The sequence below is a fragment of the Spongiibacter marinus genome, from assembly GCF_016906995.1.
GTDB lineage: Bacteria > Pseudomonadota > Gammaproteobacteria > Pseudomonadales > Spongiibacteraceae > Spongiibacter > Spongiibacter marinus.
Genome location: NZ_JAFBBD010000008.1, coordinates 251,383 through 274,059, shown reverse-complemented (window position 1 = coordinate 274,059; position 22,677 = coordinate 251,383). Strand labels below are relative to the sequence as shown.

Annotated in this window: 22 protein-coding genes; 7 read left to right on the top strand and 15 right to left on the bottom strand. The window is 55.8% G+C overall.

The genetic code is table 11. From position 1 onward, the window contains the following. Nucleotides 1-46: 46 nt before the first annotated feature. The 12 genes from pyrF to gyrA form a co-directional block, all read right to left on the bottom strand. A complete protein-coding gene (pyrF, locus tag HNR64_RS14050) occupies nucleotides 47-748 on the bottom strand; it encodes an orotidine-5'-phosphate decarboxylase (RefSeq protein WP_204997053.1) in 702 nt (233 codons plus the stop codon). Between the two features lie 6 nt (nucleotides 749-754). Then, nucleotides 755-1,927 carry a lipopolysaccharide assembly protein LapB gene (locus tag HNR64_RS14045; RefSeq protein WP_204997052.1) on the bottom strand — a complete coding sequence of 391 codons (1,173 nt, stop codon included), beginning with the start codon at nucleotides 1,925-1,927 and terminating at the stop codon, nucleotides 755-757. 5 nt (nucleotides 1,928-1,932) lie between these two features. Next, complete coding sequence (locus tag HNR64_RS14040; protein ID WP_204997051.1) at nucleotides 1,933-2,223, bottom strand: lipopolysaccharide assembly protein LapA domain-containing protein; 291 nt, start codon at nucleotides 2,221-2,223, stop codon at nucleotides 1,933-1,935. Between the two features lie 77 nt (nucleotides 2,224-2,300). Further along, nucleotides 2,301-2,594, bottom strand: a complete 294-nt coding sequence (locus tag HNR64_RS14035) for an integration host factor subunit beta (protein ID WP_027872800.1) — start codon at nucleotides 2,592-2,594, stop codon at nucleotides 2,301-2,303. Between the two features lie 104 nt (nucleotides 2,595-2,698). After that, nucleotides 2,699-4,375, bottom strand: coding sequence for a 30S ribosomal protein S1 (gene rpsA, locus HNR64_RS14030; protein ID WP_204997050.1), 1,677 nt, complete (start codon nucleotides 4,373-4,375; stop codon nucleotides 2,699-2,701). A gap of 140 nt (nucleotides 4,376-4,515) precedes the next feature. Beyond that, a complete protein-coding gene (cmk, locus tag HNR64_RS14025) occupies nucleotides 4,516-5,199 on the bottom strand; it encodes a (d)CMP kinase (protein ID WP_204997049.1) in 684 nt (227 codons plus the stop codon). Beyond that, entirely contained in the window at nucleotides 5,196-6,497 is a 1,302-nt protein-coding gene (gene aroA, locus HNR64_RS14020) for a 3-phosphoshikimate 1-carboxyvinyltransferase (protein WP_204997048.1), read from the bottom strand. The genes cmk and aroA overlap by 4 nt, the downstream gene beginning before the upstream one ends. Before the next feature lie 21 nt (nucleotides 6,498-6,518). After that, nucleotides 6,519-7,415: a prephenate dehydrogenase/arogenate dehydrogenase family protein gene (locus tag HNR64_RS14015; protein WP_338061861.1), complete on the bottom strand. Its 897-nt coding sequence runs from the start codon at nucleotides 7,413-7,415 to the stop codon at nucleotides 6,519-6,521. Continuing rightward, a complete protein-coding gene (gene hisC / locus HNR64_RS14010) occupies nucleotides 7,412-8,518 on the bottom strand; it encodes a histidinol-phosphate transaminase (protein WP_204997047.1) in 1,107 nt (368 codons plus the stop codon). The genes HNR64_RS14015 and hisC overlap by 4 nt, the downstream gene beginning before the upstream one ends. Before the next feature lie 31 nt (nucleotides 8,519-8,549). Further along, the gene (gene pheA, locus HNR64_RS14005; protein WP_204997046.1) at nucleotides 8,550-9,695 is read right to left on the bottom strand and encodes a prephenate dehydratase; all 1,146 of its coding nucleotides are present in this window, start codon (nucleotides 9,693-9,695) and stop codon (nucleotides 8,550-8,552) included. Nucleotides 9,696-9,699: 4 nt separating this feature from the next. Next, nucleotides 9,700-10,779, bottom strand: coding sequence for a 3-phosphoserine/phosphohydroxythreonine transaminase (gene serC / locus HNR64_RS14000; RefSeq protein WP_204997045.1), 1,080 nt, complete (start codon nucleotides 10,777-10,779; stop codon nucleotides 9,700-9,702). Between the two features lie 44 nt (nucleotides 10,780-10,823). Continuing rightward, nucleotides 10,824-13,454 carry a DNA gyrase subunit A gene (gene gyrA / locus HNR64_RS13995; protein WP_204997044.1) on the bottom strand — a complete coding sequence of 877 codons (2,631 nt, stop codon included), beginning with the start codon at nucleotides 13,452-13,454 and terminating at the stop codon, nucleotides 10,824-10,826. A gap of 242 nt (nucleotides 13,455-13,696) precedes the next feature. On the opposite strand from gyrA, the gene HNR64_RS13990 reads away from it, so the two are divergent. Genes HNR64_RS13990 through HNR64_RS13975 form a run of 4 tightly spaced genes read left to right on the top strand, consistent with a single transcriptional unit; the run spans nucleotide 13,697 to nucleotide 17,184 of the window. Beyond that, nucleotides 13,697-15,025, top strand: a complete 1,329-nt coding sequence (locus HNR64_RS13990) for a TRZ/ATZ family hydrolase (protein ID WP_204997043.1) — start codon at nucleotides 13,697-13,699, stop codon at nucleotides 15,023-15,025. A 1-nt stretch (nucleotide 15,026) separates the two neighbouring features. Continuing rightward, nucleotides 15,027-15,752 carry a bifunctional 2-polyprenyl-6-hydroxyphenol methylase/3-demethylubiquinol 3-O-methyltransferase UbiG gene (gene ubiG / locus HNR64_RS13985; RefSeq protein WP_204997042.1) on the top strand — a complete coding sequence of 242 codons (726 nt, stop codon included), beginning with the start codon at nucleotides 15,027-15,029 and terminating at the stop codon, nucleotides 15,750-15,752. Then, a complete protein-coding gene (locus tag HNR64_RS13980) occupies nucleotides 15,746-16,408 on the top strand; it encodes an HAD-IA family hydrolase (protein ID WP_036255458.1) in 663 nt (220 codons plus the stop codon). Before ubiG ends, HNR64_RS13980 begins: the two co-directional genes overlap by 7 nt. An 11-nt stretch (nucleotides 16,409-16,419) precedes the next feature. After that, a complete protein-coding gene (locus HNR64_RS13975; protein ID WP_204997041.1) occupies nucleotides 16,420-17,184 on the top strand; it encodes a YciK family oxidoreductase in 765 nt (254 codons plus the stop codon). A 12-nt stretch (nucleotides 17,185-17,196) separates the two neighbouring features. On the opposite strand, the gene HNR64_RS13970 is transcribed toward HNR64_RS13975, so the two are convergent. The 3 genes from HNR64_RS13970 to HNR64_RS13960 form a co-directional block, all read right to left on the bottom strand. Continuing rightward, nucleotides 17,197-18,042 carry an HDOD domain-containing protein gene (locus HNR64_RS13970; protein ID WP_204997040.1) on the bottom strand — a complete coding sequence of 282 codons (846 nt, stop codon included), beginning with the start codon at nucleotides 18,040-18,042 and terminating at the stop codon, nucleotides 17,197-17,199. An 84-nt stretch (nucleotides 18,043-18,126) separates the two neighbouring features. Then, nucleotides 18,127-19,302 (bottom strand): pyridoxal-phosphate-dependent aminotransferase family protein, encoded by a 1,176-nt coding sequence (locus tag HNR64_RS13965; RefSeq protein WP_204997039.1) that lies wholly within the window; start codon nucleotides 19,300-19,302, stop codon nucleotides 18,127-18,129. A gap of 98 nt (nucleotides 19,303-19,400) precedes the next feature. Further along, entirely contained in the window at nucleotides 19,401-20,786 is a 1,386-nt protein-coding gene (locus HNR64_RS13960) for an exonuclease domain-containing protein (protein ID WP_204997038.1), read from the bottom strand. Nucleotides 20,787-20,890: 104 nt separating this feature from the next. Between HNR64_RS13960 and HNR64_RS13955 the strand changes: the two genes are divergently transcribed. The 3 genes from HNR64_RS13955 to HNR64_RS13945 are packed head-to-tail and all read left to right on the top strand — an operon-like array spanning nucleotide 20,891 to nucleotide 22,671. Beyond that, nucleotides 20,891-21,034, top strand: a complete 144-nt coding sequence (locus HNR64_RS13955) for a hypothetical protein (protein ID WP_204997037.1) — start codon at nucleotides 20,891-20,893, stop codon at nucleotides 21,032-21,034. Nucleotides 21,035-21,046: 12 nt separating this feature from the next. Then, the gene (locus HNR64_RS13950; RefSeq protein ID WP_204997036.1) at nucleotides 21,047-21,625 is read left to right on the top strand and encodes a glutathione peroxidase; all 579 of its coding nucleotides are present in this window, start codon (nucleotides 21,047-21,049) and stop codon (nucleotides 21,623-21,625) included. A gap of 20 nt (nucleotides 21,626-21,645) precedes the next feature. Beyond that, nucleotides 21,646-22,671, top strand: a complete 1,026-nt coding sequence (locus HNR64_RS13945; protein ID WP_204997035.1) for a DUF3080 family protein — start codon at nucleotides 21,646-21,648, stop codon at nucleotides 22,669-22,671. The last annotated feature ends 6 nt before the right edge of the window (nucleotides 22,672-22,677 follow it).

Below are 22,677 nucleotides of genomic sequence, written 5' to 3'. Positions count from 1 at the left end.
AATTCAATTTGAAAAGGCATTATCACCGATCGACGTCCGAGTGAGCTCAGACACCGAGTGCTCGGTTAATATCACGTAGCGCGGCCAAAGGCTCTGCGGCGCGACTAATTGGACGACCAACAACCAAATAGTTGCTGCCCATTCGCACGGCGTCCTCCGGCGTGGCAATGCGTTGCTGATCATCGCTAGCACTATCGCGGGGGCGAATACCCGGCGTAACTAGCAAGAAACCATCCCCACGCTCTGCTCTGAGTTTCTCGGCTTCCTGTGCAGAGCAAACCACACCGTCCATGCCACTGTCTTGGGCCAAACGGGCGAGATGGCTCACTTGCTCAGCGGCGCTGCGCTCGACGCCCAGCTCTGACAGCTCATTCTCACCCATGGATGTCAGTACCGTCACCGCAATAAGAATCGGCGCCTTGTCACCATATGGCTGCAAGGCCTCGCGCGCCGCCTTCATCATTGCCGAGCCGCCGCTGGCATGAACATTGACCATCCACACACCGCGCTCAGCCGCCGCTCTCACAGCCGCCGCCACAGTGTTGGGAATGTCGTGGAATTTCAGATCCAGGAACACCTCGAAACCGCGTTGGTGCAGGATATCCAAGACCTTCGGTCCAAATAGGGTAAACAGCTCTTTACCCACCTTGACGCGACACTCGCTGGGGTCAAGCTGATCAACAAGTTTAAGAAGCTCTTCTTCCGTTGCGACATCGAGTGCAACCAGTACAGGAGAATGCGTGGTCATGGAAAGTTAATCGCCTTGGCTACTACGGATGGGCGCAATAGTACCCCACTGCTCGCAGCTGGGACACAGCCAGTGTTGTTTCCGACCCGAAAAGCCGCAATGTCGACAACAATAACTGGGCCGACTTGCACATAAACTATGTAACTCGGACACAATTTCTCGCCCGGATTCGCTTGCGTCCAATTCCCGCTCAAGCAGCGCCAACAGTAATTTTATCGTCGGCCGCTGAGACACCGCGTCTTTAAGGTAGGCTCGCGCCGCCTCAAGGCTCTCGAATTCTTTCGCCACCTCGTTGTGCAAGGTAGAGCTCTGCGTCACCTGTGCCAGCGCACGCAGCGCCTGAGAGTATGACGGCGCATCGGCAAGACGACTGAAAGCATCGCGAAACAGAGGCAGTATTTCGCTGGCATAAGCGGGTTGCCCCTCCGCGACAGCGTGCAATAAATTCAGCGCATACTCGGGCTGTTCGTCCATTACTAACTTCGCCAATGACATTGCCGCCCGCGGGTTTTCGGCGTCGGCCTCCCGCGCTTTTTGCAATATCGATTTCGCCTGAGTCCAATCTCCAGCAGAGGCGCGTTCGTCGGCGAGCTCACAATAATAGTGACTCAATGCCACCGAAACTTGCGGATCGCTGTCAGCTTTTTGTTTAAGTAGCCAACCACGCTTGGGCAAGCGTCGTCTCGCAACGGCGATCGCCTTTTCCCAGTCTTTCTCGGCCTGATAGATTTGCTGGAGGTAGTCGAGTGCCTCGGCCTCGTTCTCACTCGCCTCCGCCACCAAGTCCCGCAATAGTCGCTCAGCCCGGTCGTGTAAGCCTGCGGATATGTAATCCTTAGCCAGCTCCAGATGCACCTGCTGCAAGCCACTTTTGGGAAGGTTGGGTCGCGCCAACAGGTTCTGGTGAATCCGCGTAGCCGCTTCCAATTCGCCCTTGCCACGCATTAATCGCGCCAAGGAAAGATGGGTATCCAGGGTCTGCTCATTGACGGCAATGGCCTGAATGAATTCATCAACAGCGGTGCCAGGCTGCTCACTGAGCAGAAAGCGCAGGCTGTGGTAATAGGCGTCATCACGACCTTTTCCCGAGACCCCCGAACGACTCTGCGACCGCCTCCCCAACAGCCAACCCAGCACTGTGGCAAAGAACAATAAGGTAAAGGGTAGCAATAGCTCCATTGCTGCTAGCGGCTAGGACCGGCCTCCACAGGCGGGGTTGAAGGCTGCCGCAAGCTGCGACGCAAACGCATTCTGCTCGCCTGCAAGCGCAACACTAACAGCGATGCAGATAACATCCCACAGACACCGCCGGTGAAAAAGGCGGCGATCATCCAAGTCGATATACGCTGTTCCGGCAACTCCATAATGAGGATATTGAGCGGGACCAACGCTGTGTTCTCGATGCTAAAAAGCAGTCCAAATGCAATAACAGCAACGATGAGCAGCAACAGGAAGATGGACTTAAGGATCTGCATCTGACATGACACCCATAAAAAAACGGTATGGCCAAAGACCATACCGTTTCTGTTTAGAGAAGGCTAGCTACGCTGCCTTAGCTCGAGATCAAACTCTGGTTTACTCGCTCACGAAGCTCTTTACCCGGCTTAAAATGTGGAACATATTTTCCCGGTAACTGAACCGTTTCGCCCGTTTTTGGGTTACGGCCCATGCGAGGCTCGCGATAATGCAGAGAGAAGCTACCAAATCCCCGAATTTCAATCCGGCTGCCAGTCGCCAACACTTGAGACATATGCTCAATCATGGTCTTCACAGCCAGTTCAATATCCTTGTGAGATAACTGCGGCTGACGCTCAGCCATCAGCTCTATCAACTCAGATTTGGTCATTGCTTAATCCCGTCAATTCCGACATCAAGCCTAGCTTAGCACTTTTTTGCTTATAAGCCAGTATGTTACGGGCATTCACAAGAGAATGCCCGCAGCATTAGGACTTAGTCCTTGCTTTCCATCTGAGCTTTGATCAGGTCACCGATAGTTGCAGGGGCAGCTTCAGTTTCCTTCTCGCGCAGGGCTTTAACCGCTTCTTTCTCGTCTTCCATGTCTTTCGCTTTGATAGACAGGCTCAGAGCGCGGTTCTTGCGATCTACGCTGATGATCTTAACTTCAACTTCTTCGCCTTCTTTCAGCACATTGCGCGCATCTTCAACGCGGTCACGGCTGATTTCAGACGCTTTCAACACACCTTCAACTTCTTCGGCCAGCACAACAACTGCGGCTTTCGCGTCAACTTCTTTAACAGTACCAGTCACGATGCTACCGCGATCGTTGACGGCAACGTAGTCAGAGAAGGGATCTTCTTCCAGCTGCTTGATACCCAGAGAAATGCGCTCGCGCTCGGGGTCGATAGACAGGATAACGGTCTCGATCTCGTCGCCTTTCTTGAACTTGCGAACCGCGTCTTCGCCGCTCTCGTTCCAAGAGATGTCTGACAGGTGAACCAGACCGTCGATGTTGCCGTCCAGCCCGATGAAGATACCGAAGTCAGTGATCGACTTGATGGCACCGCTGATGCGATCGCCTTTAGTGAACTGAGAACCAAAGGCATCCCATGGGTTCTGCTGGCACTGCTTGATACCCAGAGAAATACGACGACGCTCTTCGTCGATATCCAGGATCATCACTTCTACTTCGTCGCCTACTTGTACGACTTTAGAAGGATGGATGTTTTTGTTGGTCCAATCCATTTCAGAAACGTGAACCAGACCTTCAACACCCTCTTCGATCTCGGCAAAGCAACCGTAGTCAGTCAGGTTAGTGACCTTGGCTTTCACGCGGCTGTTTTCTGGGTAACGGGTTTTGATTGCCACCCAGGGATCTTCGCCCAGTTGCTTCAGACCCAGAGATACGCGGTTGCGCTCACGGTCGAACTTGAGGATGCGAACATCAATTTCATCGCCAACGTTAACGATTTCGCTTGGGTGCTTAATGCGCTTCCAAGCCATGTCAGTGATGTGCAGCAGGCCGTCGATGCCGCCGAGGTCTACGAATGCACCGTAGTCGGTCAGGTTCTTAACGATACCTTTAACAACCATGCCTTCTTGCAGAGATTCCAGCAGTGCTTCGCGCTCTTCGCTGTTAACACTTTCCAGAACCGCACGACGAGAAACAACAACGTTGTTGCGCTTCTGGTCCAGCTTGATCACTTTAAATTCGAGTTCTTTGCCTTCCAGGTGAGCGGTGTCGCGCACGGGGCGTACATCAACCAATGAGCCGGGCAGGAACGCGCGGATGCTGTTGATGTCGACGGTGAAACCACCTTTTACTTTGCCGTTAATGATACCGGTTACTGTTTCTTCTGCCTCGTAGGCAGCTTCCAGTGCGGTCCATGCTTCGGCGCGCTTTGCTTTCTCGCGAGACAGACGGGTTTCACCGAAACCATCTTCAACAGACTCCAGTGCAACCTGCACCTCGTCGCCAATTTGCAGAGAGAAATCGCCGCCTTCAGCAACGAATTGATCGCGAGGGATAACCCCTTCTGACTTCAGACCAGCGTGTACGGTTACCCAGTCGCTGTCGATATCGATAACTACGCCGGTTACGATAGAACCGGGCTTCATATCGATCGTTTTTAAACTTTCTTCAAACAGTTCAGCAAAGCTTTCGCTCATTAGTCATTACCTGAAATTAGCAGTGGTATAACCACCATATCGCCGCATTACCAGCTAACGCGGGTCAGTTTTTTAAAGTCCTTCCGACGACTAGCTGGCTTTAACACCGCCGGAAACACCCTTAGAAACAACTACTGCGCTCAACACGCAGAAAAACGCGCACTCACTTCCGTGAGTACCCGCTCAAAAACTTGCTCGATCCCCAGTGAGCTGCTGTCTATCAGCACCGCATCGTCCGCTGGCTTAAGCGGTGAATGCTCGCGCTCAGAGTCACGCCGATCACGCTCTTGGATCTCTTTTAAAAGGGTCGCGAGGTTAACACTATCGCCCTTGTCTTTCAACTGCTTGTAGCGACGACGTGCGCGCTCCTCGGCACTGGCAGTGAGAAACACCTTCAATGGTGAGTCCGGGAAAACAACGGTTCCCATATCACGGCCATCGGCAACCAGGCCTGGTGCTTGCACAAAGTCACGCTGGCGCTGCAGCAATGCCTGTCGAACAGCGGGCAGCACCGCAACTTTCGATGCCAGCAGTCCAGTGGTTTCAGTACGAAGCTCACCGCTGACATCCACACCTTCTAGCATCACCCGACTCGGCTCACCGGCTTGGCCCGGCAAGAAGGCAACGTCTAAATCTGCCGCCAAAGCCGCGACCGCCTGTTCATCGGAAAAATCCACTTGATGTTTATCAGCCGCCATCCCCACCAGGCGATACAACGCACCACTGTCGAGTAAATGCCAGCCCAACTTGAGTGCCAGCATCTGACAGAGCGTGCCTTTGCCCGAACCACTGGGGCCATCAATACAAATCACGGGAAGGGTCATTTGCACACCTCAATCCGCATACCGACTTGCGTCGCCAACTCGACAAAGTTGGGGAAGGAGGTAGCGACGTTGTCGCAGTCTTCGATATGAATGGTATCGCTCGCTCGCAGCGCAGCGACAGAGAACGACATAGCAATGCGGTGATCGTGATGGCTATTCACGCGGCCACCGCCTATCGGACCGCCATCGATAATGATGCCGTCTGGCGTCGCCTGCGCATTCACCCCCAAAGAGACCAAGCCATCGGCCATGACTTGAATGCGGTCACTCTCTTTTACCCGCAACTCTTCCGCGCCACGCAGCACGGTACGCCCCTCGGCGCAGGCCGCGGCGACAAACAGCACGGGGAATTCATCGATGGCTAAAGGCACTTGCTCTTCAGGAATGTCGATGCCCTTGAGCGGTGCGTAGCGAACACGTATATCGGCAACCGGCTCACCGCCTACCTCGCGCTCATTGCTCAGGGTAATGTCGCCGCCCATTTCCCGCAGAATATTAATAATACCGACGCGGGTAGGGTTAATACCCACATGCTGCAGCGTTAAATCTGCACCGGGAGCAATACTGGCCGCCACCATAAAAAAGGCCGCAGAGGAGATATCGGCAGGCACATCTATATGTACCGCCTTCAAGCGATGCCCCCCGCTCAACGTTGCCGTGGCACCGTTGACTGCCACCGGATAACCAAAGCCTTTCAGCATACGCTCGCTGTGATCACGGGTTGGCGCAGGCTCGGTGGTGCGCGTTTCGCCCTCGGCATACATACCGGCAAGCAAGACACAGGATTTCACCTGGGCGCTGGCCATAGGCAACACATAGTCTATCGCCTTAAGCTGTTGGCCACCGCGCAGGGTTAAGGGCGGACGCCCGCCTTCTGCGGTTTCAACCACCGCACCCATTTCACGCAGCGGCGCCGCCACACGCTCCATCGGTCGTTTACTTAACGACACATCGCCGGTCATCGTCACGTCAAACGGTTGCCCCGCCAGCAGGCCCGCCAATAGGCGCATGGAGGTACCGGAATTACCCATATACAGTTCGCCCGTTGGCGCCTGAAGGCCGTCTCGGCCGACACCGTGGATCGTCACGCGACCGGCATCAGGCCCCTCTATCTCGACACCCATCGCTTGAAAGGCCTTCAACGTCGACAGCGCATCTTCACCCTCAAGAAAGCCTTCAACGGTGGTTGTGCCGTCGGCGATAGCACCGAACATAATGGAGCGATGGGAGATCGATTTATCACCAGGAACCCGAACGGTACCGTTCACCGTACCACCGGGTTGAGCTAGAAATTCCACAAGTATTGTCTCTGCTGTACGTTAAGATTTAGTTTGCTTGCGCCCGACCATGTACTGCCCGAGAAAGTGCTCATCTCGCGCCTGTTTGGCGCGACTAAAGACTTGTTTAATCGCGGGGCCATCCGAGTCCGCAATAAGCTGGCGAACCTCGGTCAAATGATCGGCAAAGGTATCCAGACCGTTAAGAATCGCTTGGCGGTTCGCCAATACAATATCGTGCCACATCGTTGGGTCGCTGGAGGCGATGCGCGTAAAGTCGCGAAACCCCCCGGCGGCGAAACGGAAGATATCGGCGGCGCTGCCACTGGCAGCCAGCGCGTCAACCAGGGTGTAGGCCAATACGTGAGGCAAATGACTGGTCGCCGCCAGCACGGCGTCGTGCTCATCAACCGCCATATCGACAACTTCTGCCCCGGCGTGTTGCCACATTTCGCGAACTGTCGCGACGGCATCAGCATCATTACTGTCCAGCGGCGTGAGAATCACCCGATGATCGACAAAGAGATCCGTCTTTGCCGCCTCCACCCCGCTTTGCTCAGACCCGGCAATCGGGTGAGCCAATACGAAACGCGCCGGCAGCTCACCGAACACTGACTCCGCCGCGCGAAGAATATTTCCCTTTACACTGGCCACATCAGTAACAATGGTGCGCTCGCTGAGCAGCGGCGCGAGGTCGGCCATCACTTGCTCGGCAACCAGCGTAGGTGTAGCAATGAGCACCACATCGGCATCGTGAACCGCCTCGGATAAATCCAGCGTCCAGTGATCAATCACACCCAAGGCCAAGCCGCGCTCTAATGAGGCAGCGCGCCGCCCCGTTGCCCAAACATGTTCGACAACGCCCTTGGCCTTCAATGCCTTGGCCAACGAGCCGCCCATTAAGCCAAGGCCAATAATGGTTAACTTGCCAATCTTCACGCCGGAGCCAACACCTCTTTCAGGGCACTAATAAAGCGCTGATTTTCTTGCTCTAGGCCGATCGACACCCGCAAGTGCCTCGGCATACCGTAAACACCAATCGGACGCACAATCACGCCCTTCTCAAGCAAGGCCTGGTAGTACGGCATAGCATCGCTGGGCATTTCCACGGTAATGAAATTACCCACCGAAGGAATATAAGGCAGGCCGAGCTCATCAAAAGCGGCAACAAGCTGCTCTCGTCCCGCGGTGTTTACCTGGCGGCTTTGCTGCAGATACTCGTGATCGCGGTAAGCAGCGGCTGCGGCTGCCATTGCCGGCACACTAACATTGAAGGGTGCGCGCACACGGTTCAGTAAATCGGCAATATCTGGGTGACTAATTGCATAACCTACCCGCAATCCGGCCAGCCCATAGGCCTTTGAAAACGTCCGAGTGACAACCAAATTTGGGTAGTCCGCCAGCATCGCAATGCTATCTGGGTACGCCGCTTCATCCACGTATTCGCAGTAGGCTTCATCCAACACCACCACAACGTTCTCGGGAACCGCTGCCATAAACCCGCGCAGGGCTTGCTCATTGAGCCAAGTGCCTGTCGGATTATTCGGATTGGCGATAAAAACCAGTCGCGTTGTGTTATCGATCAACGCCGCCATCGCGTCAAGGTCGTGCCCCCAGTCTTTGGCAGGCGCAATTCGCGCTTGGGCACCAGCCGCCTGCACCGCAATGGGGTAGACAATAAAGGCATACTGCGAAAACACAGCGCTGCTCTCGGCATCCAGAAATACTCTGCCGAGCAGGTCCAACACGTCATTTGAACCGTTGCCCAGGGTCAGCTGCGCGGACTCCACACCGAGGGACTCCGCCAGCAGCGACTTTAAGGCAAAACCGCCGGCATCCGGATAAAGGTGGAGCTGTGCTGCCGCCGCGGCATAGGCAGACAGCGCCGAGCCAGGCGCACCGAGCGGGTTTTCGTTGCTGGCCAACTTTACTACGTCGCTCAGACCGAGCTCGCGCTCCAATTCCTCTATCGGCTTGCCAGGCTGATAGGGCTGTAAACCCTGAATACCTTCGTTGGCCTGGGCAATAAAATCGCAGGTCATGCTAGTGCCTCTGTAAATCGAGTGCCAAGGCTTACAAAGCCGCCTTGGGGTATGAGCCAAGAATTTTACACATCACCGTTTGCTGGGCGATGGTATCGAGAATATCGGCCACTTTCGGGTCATTCTGATGGCCCTCAAACTCGATAAAAAAGACGTAAGTCCAGGTTTCCGTCCGCGATGGGCGGGTGTCGATGCGGGTTAGCATGACATTAGCCTGCTCGAAGGGTTCGAGCAGTTTGAACAGGGCGCCAGGGCGGTTGTGGGCAGACACCACAATCGACGTTTTATCCCGGCCGCTGGCAGACACATCTTCCTTGCCAATCACTAAGAACCGCGTGGTGTTGTCAGGCTGATCTTCAATATTCACCGCCAGCTTGCTCAGGCCGTATTGTTGCGCCGCCAGATCGCCGGCTATCGCAGCAATGCCCTTTTGCTCAGCAGCCATTCTTGCGGCTTCGCCATTACTGCTGACCGCGACCCGTTCAACATTCGGGAAATTTGCATCCAGCCAGCGGCGGCTTTGTGCCAATGCTTGTTGGTGCGCACAAATTCGCGTAATCGCTTGTTCGCTGCCACCTTCACCGACCAACAAATTGAGCCGAACCCGCAGTTCCACTTCACCACAAATCTTCAACGGCGAGTTCATGAAGGCGTCGAGGGTATGAGACACCATCCCCTCAGTGGAGTTTTCCACAGGAACAACGCCGTAATGGCACTGCCCGGATTCCACCTGAGAAAAAACACCGTCAATAGTCGCCTGGGGGACGCTAATTACCGCATGGCCGAAGTGCTTGAGCGCTGCCGCTTGGGTGAACGTGCCTTCCGGCCCCAGGTAGGCCACTTCCATGGGTTTTTCTAAGGCCAAACAGGCCGACATAATCTCCCGAAAGATATAGGCAACCGTGTCGTCTGCAAGCGGCCCCTTATTTGCTTCTTTAACTCGCGCCAACACCTGCGCCTCGCGCTCGGGCCGATAAAACAGTAGCTGCTGGGCACTGCTGCTGCCCTTGTCTGACTCAAACTGCTTCGCGGCCTCAAACTCACGCTGTTTCACTTCGGCGACCTGTTGCGCGCACCGCGCTCGTCGATTGAGTAAGGCGTGAATTTGACTGTCGATGCTATCGATGTCTTGACGCAACGAGTTCAGATCAACCGGCTTATCTTCGGGCTTCGTCATGACCTTAGCCGTTCTCTCTGGCGAAATCTTTCATGTAATCGATCAATGCATCAACTGCGGCCTCGGGCACAGCATTGTAGATGCTCGCGCGCATGCCGCCGACCGAGCGGTGGCCCTTCAGGTTCAGCAAACCAGCGTCGTCTGCACCGGCCAGGAACGCTTTATCGAGACCGCTATCCGCCAGCACAAAAGGCACGTTCATCAGCGAGCGACTCGCCACTTCAACGGGGTTACTGTAGAAGCCGCTGCCATCGATATAGCCATAGAGTTTTTCGGCCTTGCGGCGATTCACCACTTCCATTGCTTCCAAGCCTCCCTGTGCCTTCAGCCATTTAAAGACCAGGCCCGACAAGTACCACGCCAGCGTAGGCGGCGTGTTGTACATGGAGTCGTTATCGGCTGCGGTTTGGTAATCCAGCATGGTTGGCGTGATCGCACGTGACTTACCGAGTAAATCTTTGCGCACAATCACAATGGTCAGGCCTGCCGGGCCGATGTTCTTTTGCGCGCCGGCATAGATAACACCAAACTGATTCACATCAATGGGACGAGACAGGATAGTCGATGACATATCCGCAACCAGCGGTGCTTGCACCTCAGGCGTCCAGAAGAATTCGACACCACCAATGGTTTCGTTCGGGGTGTAATGCAGGTACGCCGCGTCGTCGCTGAGCTGCCAACTGTCGAATGCAGGAATGCTGGCAAAATTATCAGCCTCTGAGCTGGCAACAACATTTACGTTGGCATAACGCTTGGCTTCTTTAATGGCTTTTTTAGACCACTGCCCGGTGTTCACATAGTCAACCGTGGCACCCTCTTCGCACAGGTTCAGTGGCACTGCTGAAAACTGTGAGCTGGCGCCACCTTGCAGGAATAACACCGCATAGTCGTCGCTGATCCCCATCAATTCACGCAAATCTGCTTCTGCTTCACTGGCAATAGAAACCATTTCTTCTGAACGATGACTCATTTCCATCACCGATAAGCCGCGGCCTCTCCAATCCAGCAATTCATCCTTCGCCTGGCTCAGCACTGCCTCGGGAATTGCCGCAGGTCCTGCGCAAAAATTATAAACACGCGCCATTGTTTACTTCGCTCCAACCATGTTTAAAAAATGTGTAATCCGCTTTATTCGGCAGCCGGGCTGTTGTTGTCGGCGTCATCAGCAGCAGGGGCCTCACCAGCGGGCGCCTCAGCACTGAGCTCAACATCGTCAACGACATCGTCTACGTCTTGCTCTGCGACACGCTGTACGCCGACTAAATGCTCGTCGTCACGCAAACGAATCACCTTCACGCCCTGAGTATTACGGCTGAGCAAGGAGATCTCATCGGTGCGGGTACGCACCAAGGTTCCCTGGTCGGTGATCAGCATCAGATCATCACCATCAAATACCTGTACGGCGCCAACCAGTGCTCCGTTGCGGTCGCTCATCGTCATGGCGATAACGCCGCGATTTCCTCGGCCTTTACAGGGGAAATCCTCTACATCGGTCCGCTTACCGTAACCGTTTTCTGACACCGTCAGCACCCGCCCACCGGTCTTGGGAATGATCATCGCGATGACCTGCTGGTCCTCGTCCATACGCACGCCGCGCACACCGCGCGCGGTACGACCCATGGCCCGTACGTCGCCCTCGGCAAAGCGCGCCGCTTTACCGCCGCTGGTCAGCAACATGACATCGTTGCTGCCGTCGGTGATCTCAGTGCCAATCAGCACATCCCCTTCATCCAGCGCTAGCGCGATCAAACCAACGCTACGCGGGCGGGAAAAGGCCTCGAGAGGCGTTTTCTTTACGGTGCCGTTGGCGGTCGCCATGAAGATAAAGTAGCCCTCGGTATACTCGTGAACCGGGAGGATAGAGGTAATACGCTCATCCTCACCCAGCGGCAACAGGTTGACCATCGGGCGCCCGCGAGAATTGCGACCTGCAACCGGAATTTGGTAGACCTTCAACCAATACACTTTGCCGATATTACTGAAGCACAAGATAGTGTCGTGGGTATTGGCCACCAATAGGTGCTCGACAAAGTCCTCTTCTTTCACTGCCGTCGCCGACTTACCCATCCCGCCGCGACGCTGCGCCGCGTAGGCATCAAGCGGCTGCGACTTGGCATAACCGCCGTGGGAGATGGTCACCACGCGGTCTTCTTCAGGGATCAGATCTTCGTGGGTTAAATCGAGCTGAGAGGCAACAATTTCGGTGCGGCGCTCATCGCCAAAATCCGCAACAACTTGCTCTAACTCGCCGCGAATAACGTTCAGCAGCACCTGCGGATCGGCCAAAATACTCAAATACTCGGCAATTTCTGCCAGCTTTTCCTGGTACTCGGCCAACAGTTTTTCATGCTCAAGCCCGGTGAGTTTTTGCAGACGCAGCTCAAGGATGGCTTGAACCTGCGCCGGCGACAGCCAATAGTTGCCATCGCGAACGCCGTACTGCTCTTCCAGCTCATCGGGGCGGCAGGCATCTTCGCCGGCTCGCTCGAGCATGGCACTTACTTCACCGAGCGCCCAACCGCGGGAGATCAGGTTTTCTTTGGCTTCTTGCGTCGTCGCCGACGCCTTGATCGTGGCAATCACCTCGTCGATGTTCGAGATCGCTACCGCAAGACCTTCCAACACATGACCGCGCTCACGCGCTTTGCGCAGCAAGTACACAGTGCGCCGCGTTACCACCTCACGGCGGTGGCGAACAAAGTACTCAAGCAGCTCCTTGAGGTTGAGAATGCGCGGCTGATTGTCCACCAAGGCGACAATATTGATGCCAAAAACATTCTGCAGCTGCGTTTGTGCATACAGATTATTCAGCACCACCTCACCGCTTTCGCCGCGCTTCATTTCAATCACAACGCGCAGGCCGTCTTTGTCAGACTCGTCGCGCAGCTCGGCGATACCTTCAATTTTTTTGTCTTTTACCAGCTCGGCAATTTTCTCGATCAAGCGCGCCTTGTTAACTTGGTAGGGCAGCTCGGTAATGACGATGGTGTCTTTGTTGGTTTTTTCATTGCTGATTACTTCAGCGCGAGAGCGCACATAAATCCGACCGCGACCGGTTCGGTAGGCGTCTACAATGCCGGCTCGACCGTTAATGATCGCCGCCGTTGGGAAGTCCGGCCCTGGAATATGCTCCATCAATTCATCAATCGAGATGTCGGGATTGTCCAACAGCGCCAAACAGCCGTTAACCACTTCGGTCAGGTTGTGGGGGGGGATATTCGTCGCCATACCAACGGCGATACCCGAGGAACCATTGACCAACAGACTGGGAATTTTAGTGGGCAATACGGCAGGGATTTGTTCAGTACCGTCGTAGTTAGGCACCCAGTCGACCGTTTCTTTATCGAGGTCGGCAAGCATCTCATGGGAGATTTTCTGCATGCGAATCTCGGTATAACGCATTGCCGCCGCGTTATCACCGTCAATCGAGCCGAAGTTACCTTGACCATCCACCAGCATATACCGCATGGAAAATGGCTGCGCCATGCGGACAATCGTGTCGTAAACCGCCGAGTCGCCGTGTGGGTGGTACTTACCGATCACGTCACCAACGACACGAGCAGATTTCTTATACGCTTTGTTCCAGTCGTTGCTCAGCTCGCTCATCGCGAACAACACCCGACGGTGCACCGGTTTGAGGCCATCGCGCACATCGGGCAAGGCGCGCCCAACAATTACGCTCATTGCATAGTCGAGGTAGGACTGTTTCAGCTCATCCTCGATATTTACCGGCAGAATTTCATTTGCATTGTCAGCCATGAATAGCAAGCATCCTTATTGTCAGCGACCCTTGAGCGGCAGCAGCGCCGCCCAATGCGCGTTTTTACTGCCCTGCCGCCCAACCAATCTGGCGGTGGCCAAGCGGGAAACAAAGCGAGAATATTAGCATATTCCAAGTGTGCATAGACAGCGTATGAAGGCCGAATATCAGCGTCTTATCGTCACAACTGCACACAGGAACAGGTATACTTGCCGCTTTCACGCTAGGAATGTCTTACACCATGAGCCGTGCCGCCCTCGACCGCATTGACACCCTGATCTCCGCTCGCTGGATATTACCCATGAGTGAAGGCTGCCCTCTGCTTGAAAACCACGCACTGGCTATTACCGACGGCTGCATCAGCGGCATTCTCCCAGAGGCCGAGGCACGTGGCCTTTTCGCACATGAACACATTGCGCTCGGCGACCAGCTGCTGATGCCCGGCCTCATTAATGCTCATGGCCACACCGCCATGAGCCTGTTTCGCGGCATGGCAGATGACCAACCCCTTCAGCAGTGGCTCAACGAGCATATATGGCCGGCCGAAGGCCAATGGGTGGGCGAGGAATTTGTTCGTGACGGAACGGCACTGGCCATTGCCGAGATGCTACGCGGCGGGACAACCACGTTTAGCGACATGTACTTTTTTCCTGAAGCCGCCGCCGAAGTCGCACGGCGCGCCGGAATACGCGCGCAACTGTGCTTTCCCATCTTCGACTTCCCCAGCGCCTGGGGTAGCGGCCCCGACGAGTATTTTCGCAAGGGTTTAGCCTTGCGCGACGACTACAAGCACAGCGACCTTATCAACATTGCCTTTGGCCCCCATGCCCCCTACACCGTCGGTGATGAGGCGATGAGCAAGGTGGTGATGTTTGCCGAAGAACTCGACTGCGCTATACAGATCCACCTCCATGAAACACAGCACGAGGTTGACGACGCACTCAAACAAACCGGCCTGAGACCTATCGAAAGGCTAGCCAAATTGGGTCTATTGGGGCCGCGCAGCCAGTGTGTGCACCTCGCCTGCCTCAACGATGACGATATCGCCCTGCTAGCCGAGCACCGCAGCCACGCGATTCATTGCCCCGAGTCCAACCTCAAGTTAGCCAGTGGCTTTTCGCCGGTGGAAAAAATGCGCAATGCCGGCATTAATGTCGCCCTCGGCACCGATGGCGCGGCCAGCAACAACGACCTGGACATGTTCGGCGAATTGCGCACCGCCGCCCTGCTTGGTAAAGCGGTCGCCGCAGATGCCGCTGCAGTGCCGGACCACTACGCTCTGCAAATGGCCACTATCAACGGCGCCCGCGCACTGGGCATCGACCACATTACCGGCAGCCTGGAACTCGGCAAACACGCCGATGTGATCGTAATCGACCTGACCGACCTGCCACAGCAACCCATTTACACACCCGTTTCGCAACTGGTGTACACCAATATTAGCCATTGCGTGCGCCACAGCTGGATCAAAGGCCGACGTATGCTGGATAATGGCGAACTAACCACGCTGGACAGCCGCGAAGTTATCGAAAAAGCGCAGTACTGGCGGCAAAAAATCAGTGGAGAGTAGCATGCAAGCATCATCACAACACAGCAATGTCGATCCATCAGAAATCGCCAAGTTCGAGGAACTGGCTCATCGCTGGTGGGACCGCAACAGTGAGTTTAAGCCACTGCACGACATCAACCCGCTGCGGGTAAACTACATTGATGAACGCTCGCCGCTCGCAGAGCAGCGCGTGATAGACATCGGCTGCGGCGGCGGCATACTTTCGGAGTCAATGGCCTTGCGTGGCGCCAAAGTCACCGGTATCGATATGGGTGAGGCGCCGCTGAGCGTTGCGCGCTTACATCAACTGGAGTCGGGCGCCAAGGTTGAATACTTCCAGGCCACCGCAGAAGAAATCGCCGAAGACCAGGCCGGCCACTACGACATCGTCACCTGCCTGGAAATGCTTGAACACGTGCCGAACCCAGCATCGGTCATTCGCGCCTGCGCCAAATTATGCAAGCCCGGCGGCAACCTCTATTTTTCAACCATAAACCGCAACCCCAAAGCCTTTGCGCTCAGCATTGTCGGCGCTGAGTATATTCTCGGGCTGCTCCCCAAAGGCACCCATGAATACAGCAAGTTCATACGGCCCTCTGAACTGGCCGACTGGCTGAGAGAAAATGATCTTCAGCTACAGCACATGACCGGACTGACCTACAACCCGCTGCTCAAGCGCTATCGCCTAAATGAAAACGATGTCGATGTGAACTATATGGTTCACGTTAAGAAGCCGCTGTCATGCTAAAAGCCGTTTTATTTGACCTTGATGGAACCCTGCTCGACACCGCGGCCGACTTTACCCGCGTTCTCAACGGCCTGTTAGCCGAGCATCAGCGACCGTTGCAAGACTACAATTCAGTGCGGTGCTGCGTCTCTGAAGGCGCGCGCGCGGTGGTACGACTGGGCTTTGGGCTCGAGCCAGAAGACCCGGCTTTTGCACCACTTCTGAACGCCTTTTTAGACCGCTATGAGGCCTCGCTGTCAGAGGAAACCAGCCTTTTTCCCGGCATGGAGGGCCAGCTCCAAAAATTAGAGAGCCGCGGCATCGCCTGGGGCATTGTTACCAACAAGCCCGCGCGCTTTACCACGCCGCTACTGAAACAGCTGGCCTTGACCAGTCGCTGTGCGACCGCGGTTTGCCCGGACGATGTGAGCAACCGCAAACCTCATCCAGAGCCGATGTACCTGGCCTGTAAGCACCTCGGTATTCGCCCCTCAGAAGCCATCTATGTCGGCGACCACCGCCGCGATATTGATGCGGGACGCAATGCCGGCATGAAAACGATCGCCTGTCGCTATGGCTATGTCCCTTTGGGAGAGGATATTGGCGACTGGAAGGCCGATATTATTATCGACCACGCCCAACAACTTGATGACGCCCTTCAGCAACTGCAAGCCTAAGAGGACAATCCGTGCCACAACGCCTACCTGTAAATTTCACTGCCGATGCAGCGTGTTTGAAAGATAAAGTTATTTTGGTCACAGGTGCCGGCGACGGCATCGGGCGCGCGGCAGCACTGAGTTTTGCAAAGCACGGTGCGACGGTCATCTTGCTTGGCAGAACCATAGAAAAACTCGAAGCGGTGTACGACGAAATCGAAGCCATGTCGGCGCCACAAGCCGCCATTTACCCCATGCACCTGCGGGGCGCCGCTGCACACGACTACCAGGAGTTGGCCGACACCATAGAGCGGGAGTTCGGCCGCCTGGACGGCCTGCTTCACAATGCCAGCATTCTTGGCCAGCGGCGCTCACTTGCCCAAACCACGCTGGACAGCTGGGAAGAAGTTATGCAGGTCAACGTGAACGCGCAGTTTATGATGACGCAAACATTGCTACCCGTACTCGCAGCATCGAAAAATGGATCGCTGGTGTTTACCTCATCGAGCGTCGGGCGGAAAGGGCGCGCTTTCTGGGGCGCGTACTCGGTTTCAAAATTTGCCACCGAAGCGATGATGCAAATTCTTGCCGACGAGGAATACGACTTAAATGGTACTCGGGTGAATAGTATTAACCCAGGGGCCACGAACACCGAAATGCGCCGCAGCGCCTATCCCGGTGAAAACCCGACCGATAACCCCTCCCCCGAGGCCATTATGCCGCTCTATCTCTATTTGATGAGCGACGACAGCCGCGAGGTGAACGGGCAACAATTCGACGCCCAGCCAAAAGACTAGGCCAAGGCAGCATTAAGCCCTAAGCAGGTCCTGCATTTGCTCGATCTGCTGTTGGTAGCTCTCGTCCATCTCACCGGGATTGACCGGTAGCCCCAAGCGCTCAAAGGCGGCAACGCCCGCCCATTCAACTTGACCAAAGGGGTGCTCTGTACCGGCGTAGGTGTGCAAATTGGCAACCGTGACGAGGTCAGCGTAGTCGGGCCGCTCCAAGTGACGGCTAAAATCCAGGTGCGCCTCGGGGACAATCACCAGCTCGTAGGGAAAGCCCCACGACTCAAGAATGACCCGCCCCAATTCCGGTGTCAGCGCAATCAACACCTGGTCGAGCAACTGCGGATGGTCACGGATCACCCCCCGCCCCACGGCGTAGGAAAGAATAGGTAATGCACCAATCTGGTGGATCACACCGGCAAGCGTGGCGAGTTCCGGTTTCAGATGACGCTGTGTTTTCGCCAGGGTATGGCAAATGGCGGCAACATCTGCGCTGTGCACCCACACTGCGCGCATCCGCTTGTTCAATGCATCTTTGTTCGACAGGAAGATTTGCTGCATCGCCAGGGTCGTAACCATGGTCGAGGTATAGGCCAGACCGATTCGCGAAATCGCACCCTTCACATCGTAGGTGGGCTCAAGGCCCCTTAGCAATGAGCTATTCGCAGCCCGGATAAGACGCGCGGCGATGGAGCTGTCATGCTCGATGATCGCCGCCAGGATCGGAATCTCAACGTCTGGGTCACTGGCCGCTTCACGAATTTCCAGCGCGACCTCGGGAAGCGTAGGCAGGCTTACCGCATCGTCTTCGATGGCGCGGAGCAGATCTGCGCGAATTTGTTCGATAAATTGTCCGCTAGTGCTCAAGCGACAAACTCCTGTAGACCGATTTTTTCACCTCAAGCCTAACAGAATCTGTGTTGAGCACTATCGGCATAAACCGAGACGAATTTAGGCCTGCGCGCGTGCTGCCTCGAGCGCTGCCTGGGCGTCACAGTCGTAACCCTGGGCTTGCATGGCCTCGGCCAATGACGCCAGCAGCAGTTCGATGTTCTCCATCCGTGCGCTGTAGCCCATCAGGCCAATTCGCCATACTTTGCCTGCAAAGTCACCCAGCCCGGCGCCGATCTCCAGGTTGTGGTCGGCGAGCAATTGCTGACGCACAGCCGCATCATCCACCCCTTCTGGGATGTACACGCTGTTCAGCTGCGGCAAGCGGCTGTCGGCATCCACAACAAAACGCATACCGAGACTCTCCAAGCCCGCAGCGAGTGCATTGTGCATGCGGCGGTGGCGAGCCCACGCGTTCTCCAGCCCCTCTTCCTGCAGCATGACCAACGACTCGTGCAGGCCATACAGCGCATTGACAGGCGCCGTGTGGTGATAGGCGCGCTTACCGCCTTCTCCCCAGTAACCCAGAATCAGGTTCATATCCAGGAACCAGCTCTGCACGGGGTGCTTGCGAGCCTTGATGGCCGCAATGGCAGCGTCACTAAAACTGACTGGGGACAAACCTGGCGTACACGACAGGCACTTCTGGCTGCCGGAATAGATGGCGTCGATTCCCCAGTCGTCAACGCGCAATTCCACGCCGCCGAGAGAGGTAACCGCATCGACAATACTTAGGCAGTCATACTGACGCGCCAAGGCACACAGTGTTTTGGCATCACTCAGGGCGCCAGTAGACGTTTCCGCGTGAACAAATGCCACGACTTTTGCCTCGGGGTGCGCTTTCAGCGCTTCTTCGAGCTGGGCCGGATCAACAGGCTTCCCCCACTCGCCGTCAACGGTTACCGCCGTTGCGCCGATGCGGGTCACGTTCTCGCGCATGCGGGTACCAAATACACCGTTGATACAAACGATAACGGTATCACCTGGCTCTACCAAGTTAACAAAACATGCCTCCATACCGGCAGAACCCGGAGCGGAAATCGGCAAGGTTAATTCGTTTTCGGTGTTAAAAGCGTATTTAAGCAGGCTCTTCAGCTCGTCCATCATTCCGACGAATAATGGATCAAGATGCCCCAGGGTTGGGCGGCCAAGTGCCTCAAGAATGCGTGGGTGAACGTCTGAGGGCCCCGGCCCCATCAACGTGCGCACAGGAGGGTGGAAAGAAGAAATGCTCATAATCGGCCTTTTCAAAGTCAGTCAAAAATTCAGGGGCACCCCAGCAGGGCGACCAAGGCAAAACCATGGCGCTATTGTAGGGCATCCGCGCACGCGCTTCACGGCTTTAGCGACTGCCACGTCAAACGCTGACGAAAAGACTGCAAAATGCGGTAGTGATCGTAGTCAAAGGGCTGAGCCGCGAGCACGCGTTGTTCGCAGTCATCGCTCTCCGGGCGGCAATCGGTGAAAGTACCGAAATAACGCCAGCGATCAACCAGATGCCAGTCGACACGGCTATCATCGCTACTCGGCTCAACAATAAGTACGGGGCCGTCATAGGGCCAACTCTCCACACAACGCAGGGCGAGCTTCTTTTTAAGCAGCGCATTGTATTGCTCTGGCGATTGCTCTCCACAGCAGGCGCCAGCGCAGTGGCCCAGTTGGTATGAAAAGCAGCTGCCGCCTCGCTCCAAGCCCAGGCGTTGTGGGCACAAGCCATCACTTTTGACAAAGTCACGAAGCAACTGCTGCGCCTGCTTGCGGTGCTTAAAAAGACAGAATTCCGTCTCTGGTAATGGCTGATCTGGCGCCAAAAACTGCAGGCCGATATAACCATCCTCGTCTGGCTGCAGGCTCGCAGCACAGAGCTCGCGCTGGCGGCGCAGCTGGCGGTTGTGCAGCGGCATTGTCGTTTTTATTTCTGCACTTTCCTGAAGCAATGCCCCCAGTTCACCTGCTGTCTCGCTACACTCAATGCGGCGCAATTGCTGAGCCATGCGCATGGCCTTGCCTTGGCGGCCGCCCGCACTAAAGTGCGATAACACCCGGCTGCGCATAGCGATACTTTTCCCCACATAAAGCAGCGCGTCATTTTCGCCAAAGAAGCGGTACACACCAGGCCGATCAGGGATCTCATCCAGCATTTCAGCGGTGATATGCACAGGCAGGGACGGTATTTTTAACTGAGCGTGCACTTCCGCCGTCACCCGCTCCTCCCCCAGGTCGGCGATCGCAAATTCTAAAAATGCCTTCATGGCAAGCACATCTGCCATCGCGCGATGGCGACAGTCCCGCTCGTAGCCAATTTGGCTGCACAATGCATCCAAACCATGCTTCGGCCAATCTGGGTACAAACTGCGGGCCAGCTTCAATGAGCAAAGCACTTTGGGTTTGTAGTCAAAGCCCAAGCGTCGAAATGCCTGTTTAAGGAATGCAGCATCAAAGCGCGCGTTGTGGGCTACCAGCACAGCCCCGTCAAGGTATTCCATCAGCTGGGGCGCCAGCGACTCAAAGCTGGGCGCATCGACCAGCATCTCGGGCGTAATGCCAGTGAGTCGCTGGATAAAAGAGGGAATGTCGCGATCAACACGCAGCAGCGATTGCCAAGCATCTTGCTCTTCAGCGTCGCGAATAATCACCGCAATCTCGGTGATTTCATCACGCGAAGCAGACGCACCCGTTGTTTCCAGGTCCAGCATAGCCAGGCGCATGTTTGACAGCATAACCCTCCCCACGGTGATCGGCGGCGCCACCTTACATCGCAATTACACTAACTTCCGTACACCTCTACGTAACAACTCGCAAACCGATAGCAAAGAGGTACACAATGATTAATAGATTATGCGACTATTTTATTCGATTGTGGCAAGCGGCCCAGCCGGTTAAGCCCGCGGTTGTACCGGTGCCAATCAAGTCGCAGACTGCAGCGAAGAACTGCCATCGCAGCATCGACGAAGATGCCGAATTTTAAGGAGCGAGCAATATGCTAGCCTGCCCAGGGAGACTTCTCACTACCATCGTACTGCTGCTGGGCAGCCTAGCGGTGCAGGCCAAGCCCTCCGCAGAGGAACATTGGCAATGCCCGGCCAGTTTGAACAGCGAATTGGCAACACTCGAAGCGGGGACATTGCAACTTTGCGACACACTTCGTTCTGCGAAGGCGGTCGTCATCGTCAATACCGCCAGTTTGTGCGGCTACACACCTCAATTTAAGGGTCTGGAAGCGCTATACCAGCGCTACAAAGACCAAGGGCTACTTGTACTCGGTGTACCAACGGCGGACTTCGGTAATCAGGAGTATTCAGACAGCAAACGCACAGCGAAAGTCTGCCACGCAAATTTTGGTGTGAGTTTCCCTGTTTTCCATCGCGGTTGTATACGCTGCGATTCGCCCCACCCGCTGCTAAAGCTCGCGCAGGAAAGTAGTGGAATCTCGCCAAGCTGGAACTTCTTCAAGACCGTATTCGACCCGCGAACCGGTATTGGCCAAACCTTCCCGTCGGCCGTGACGCCGCTTTCAGAGGAACTCGTCAATACCGTCACCGCCATTTTGGGTCAATGAGGGCGGTCCTTCGCGGCCTCGTGGCCGCGACCTTTTCTATTGTCGCCGCATGCAGCAGCCACGACGACCCCCATGCCGCCGCATGGCAGCGCTATATTGACGGATTACAGCGAGTGCTTGAGCGGGAGGCTGAGGCGCTTAGCGTTAGTCGCCCTCGCTACCCTCACCCGGCATCGGTAAAGCTGCCGATCAATGGCGACGACATCAACCTGCTGGAGTTTCTGCGTTTACGCCGCTGCGCACTGTCGCAAACGCTAGCTGAACAGAATAGTATTTTGGGTCGACACCGCGATAGCGCCACCGACCTGGTGTTTAGCTTGCGATTTCTCGACGAGGTAGAACCCTGCATTGCCTATCTGAAATCGGAAGACGATAACGACCTCGCCAACACCCTGGCAGCGGTGAGAGATCACAAACAGCAGCAACTCGCCCACCGGCTTGCCAACGCACTGCTCGGCGGCGGTGAATACCGCCAACTTTGGAGCAGCTCACCAGACCAGCGCCAGGCTTACCCAGATGCGACTCAGGATCAGGCCACTCGCGCTTTGCAGCGCTGGCAGCACCTGCAACAGCAGTGGTTGAGCGGGCAAGGCTTCGACGCGCACACCGACGTTGTCGCCATACTGGAAACGCTACGCGCCGGGCTCGGCGGTGAAATGCTGCACTTCCAGGCCCAGGCACTGGCCGGCCTGCAACAGGCCAATGCACTCCTTCAGCAACGTATTGATGGGAGACCACTGTGCTTGCAAGGCTCACCGACGCCGCGCGCTCAGCGCTACGCCGCGGTGCTGCACAGGCAGTTTATCGGCTCGATTCAAGTACTCGCAGCGCAGAGCTATCGTCATCAGCAGGCGCTGCTAACGGCAACGCGGGCTATCGAGACCACGCTGGCCGAGCATCTTGGCGACACCGCCCTGCCCGCCACCTACCGTCAGTGGCAAGCCGAGCGCGACGCGCTGCTCAACGCGGTGACAGCCAGCCACCGTGAGCATGTTTCGCTAAGCTCGCAACTCCTTAAACAATGTGGGCTTTCTGCAAGCGACTAGCCGCCC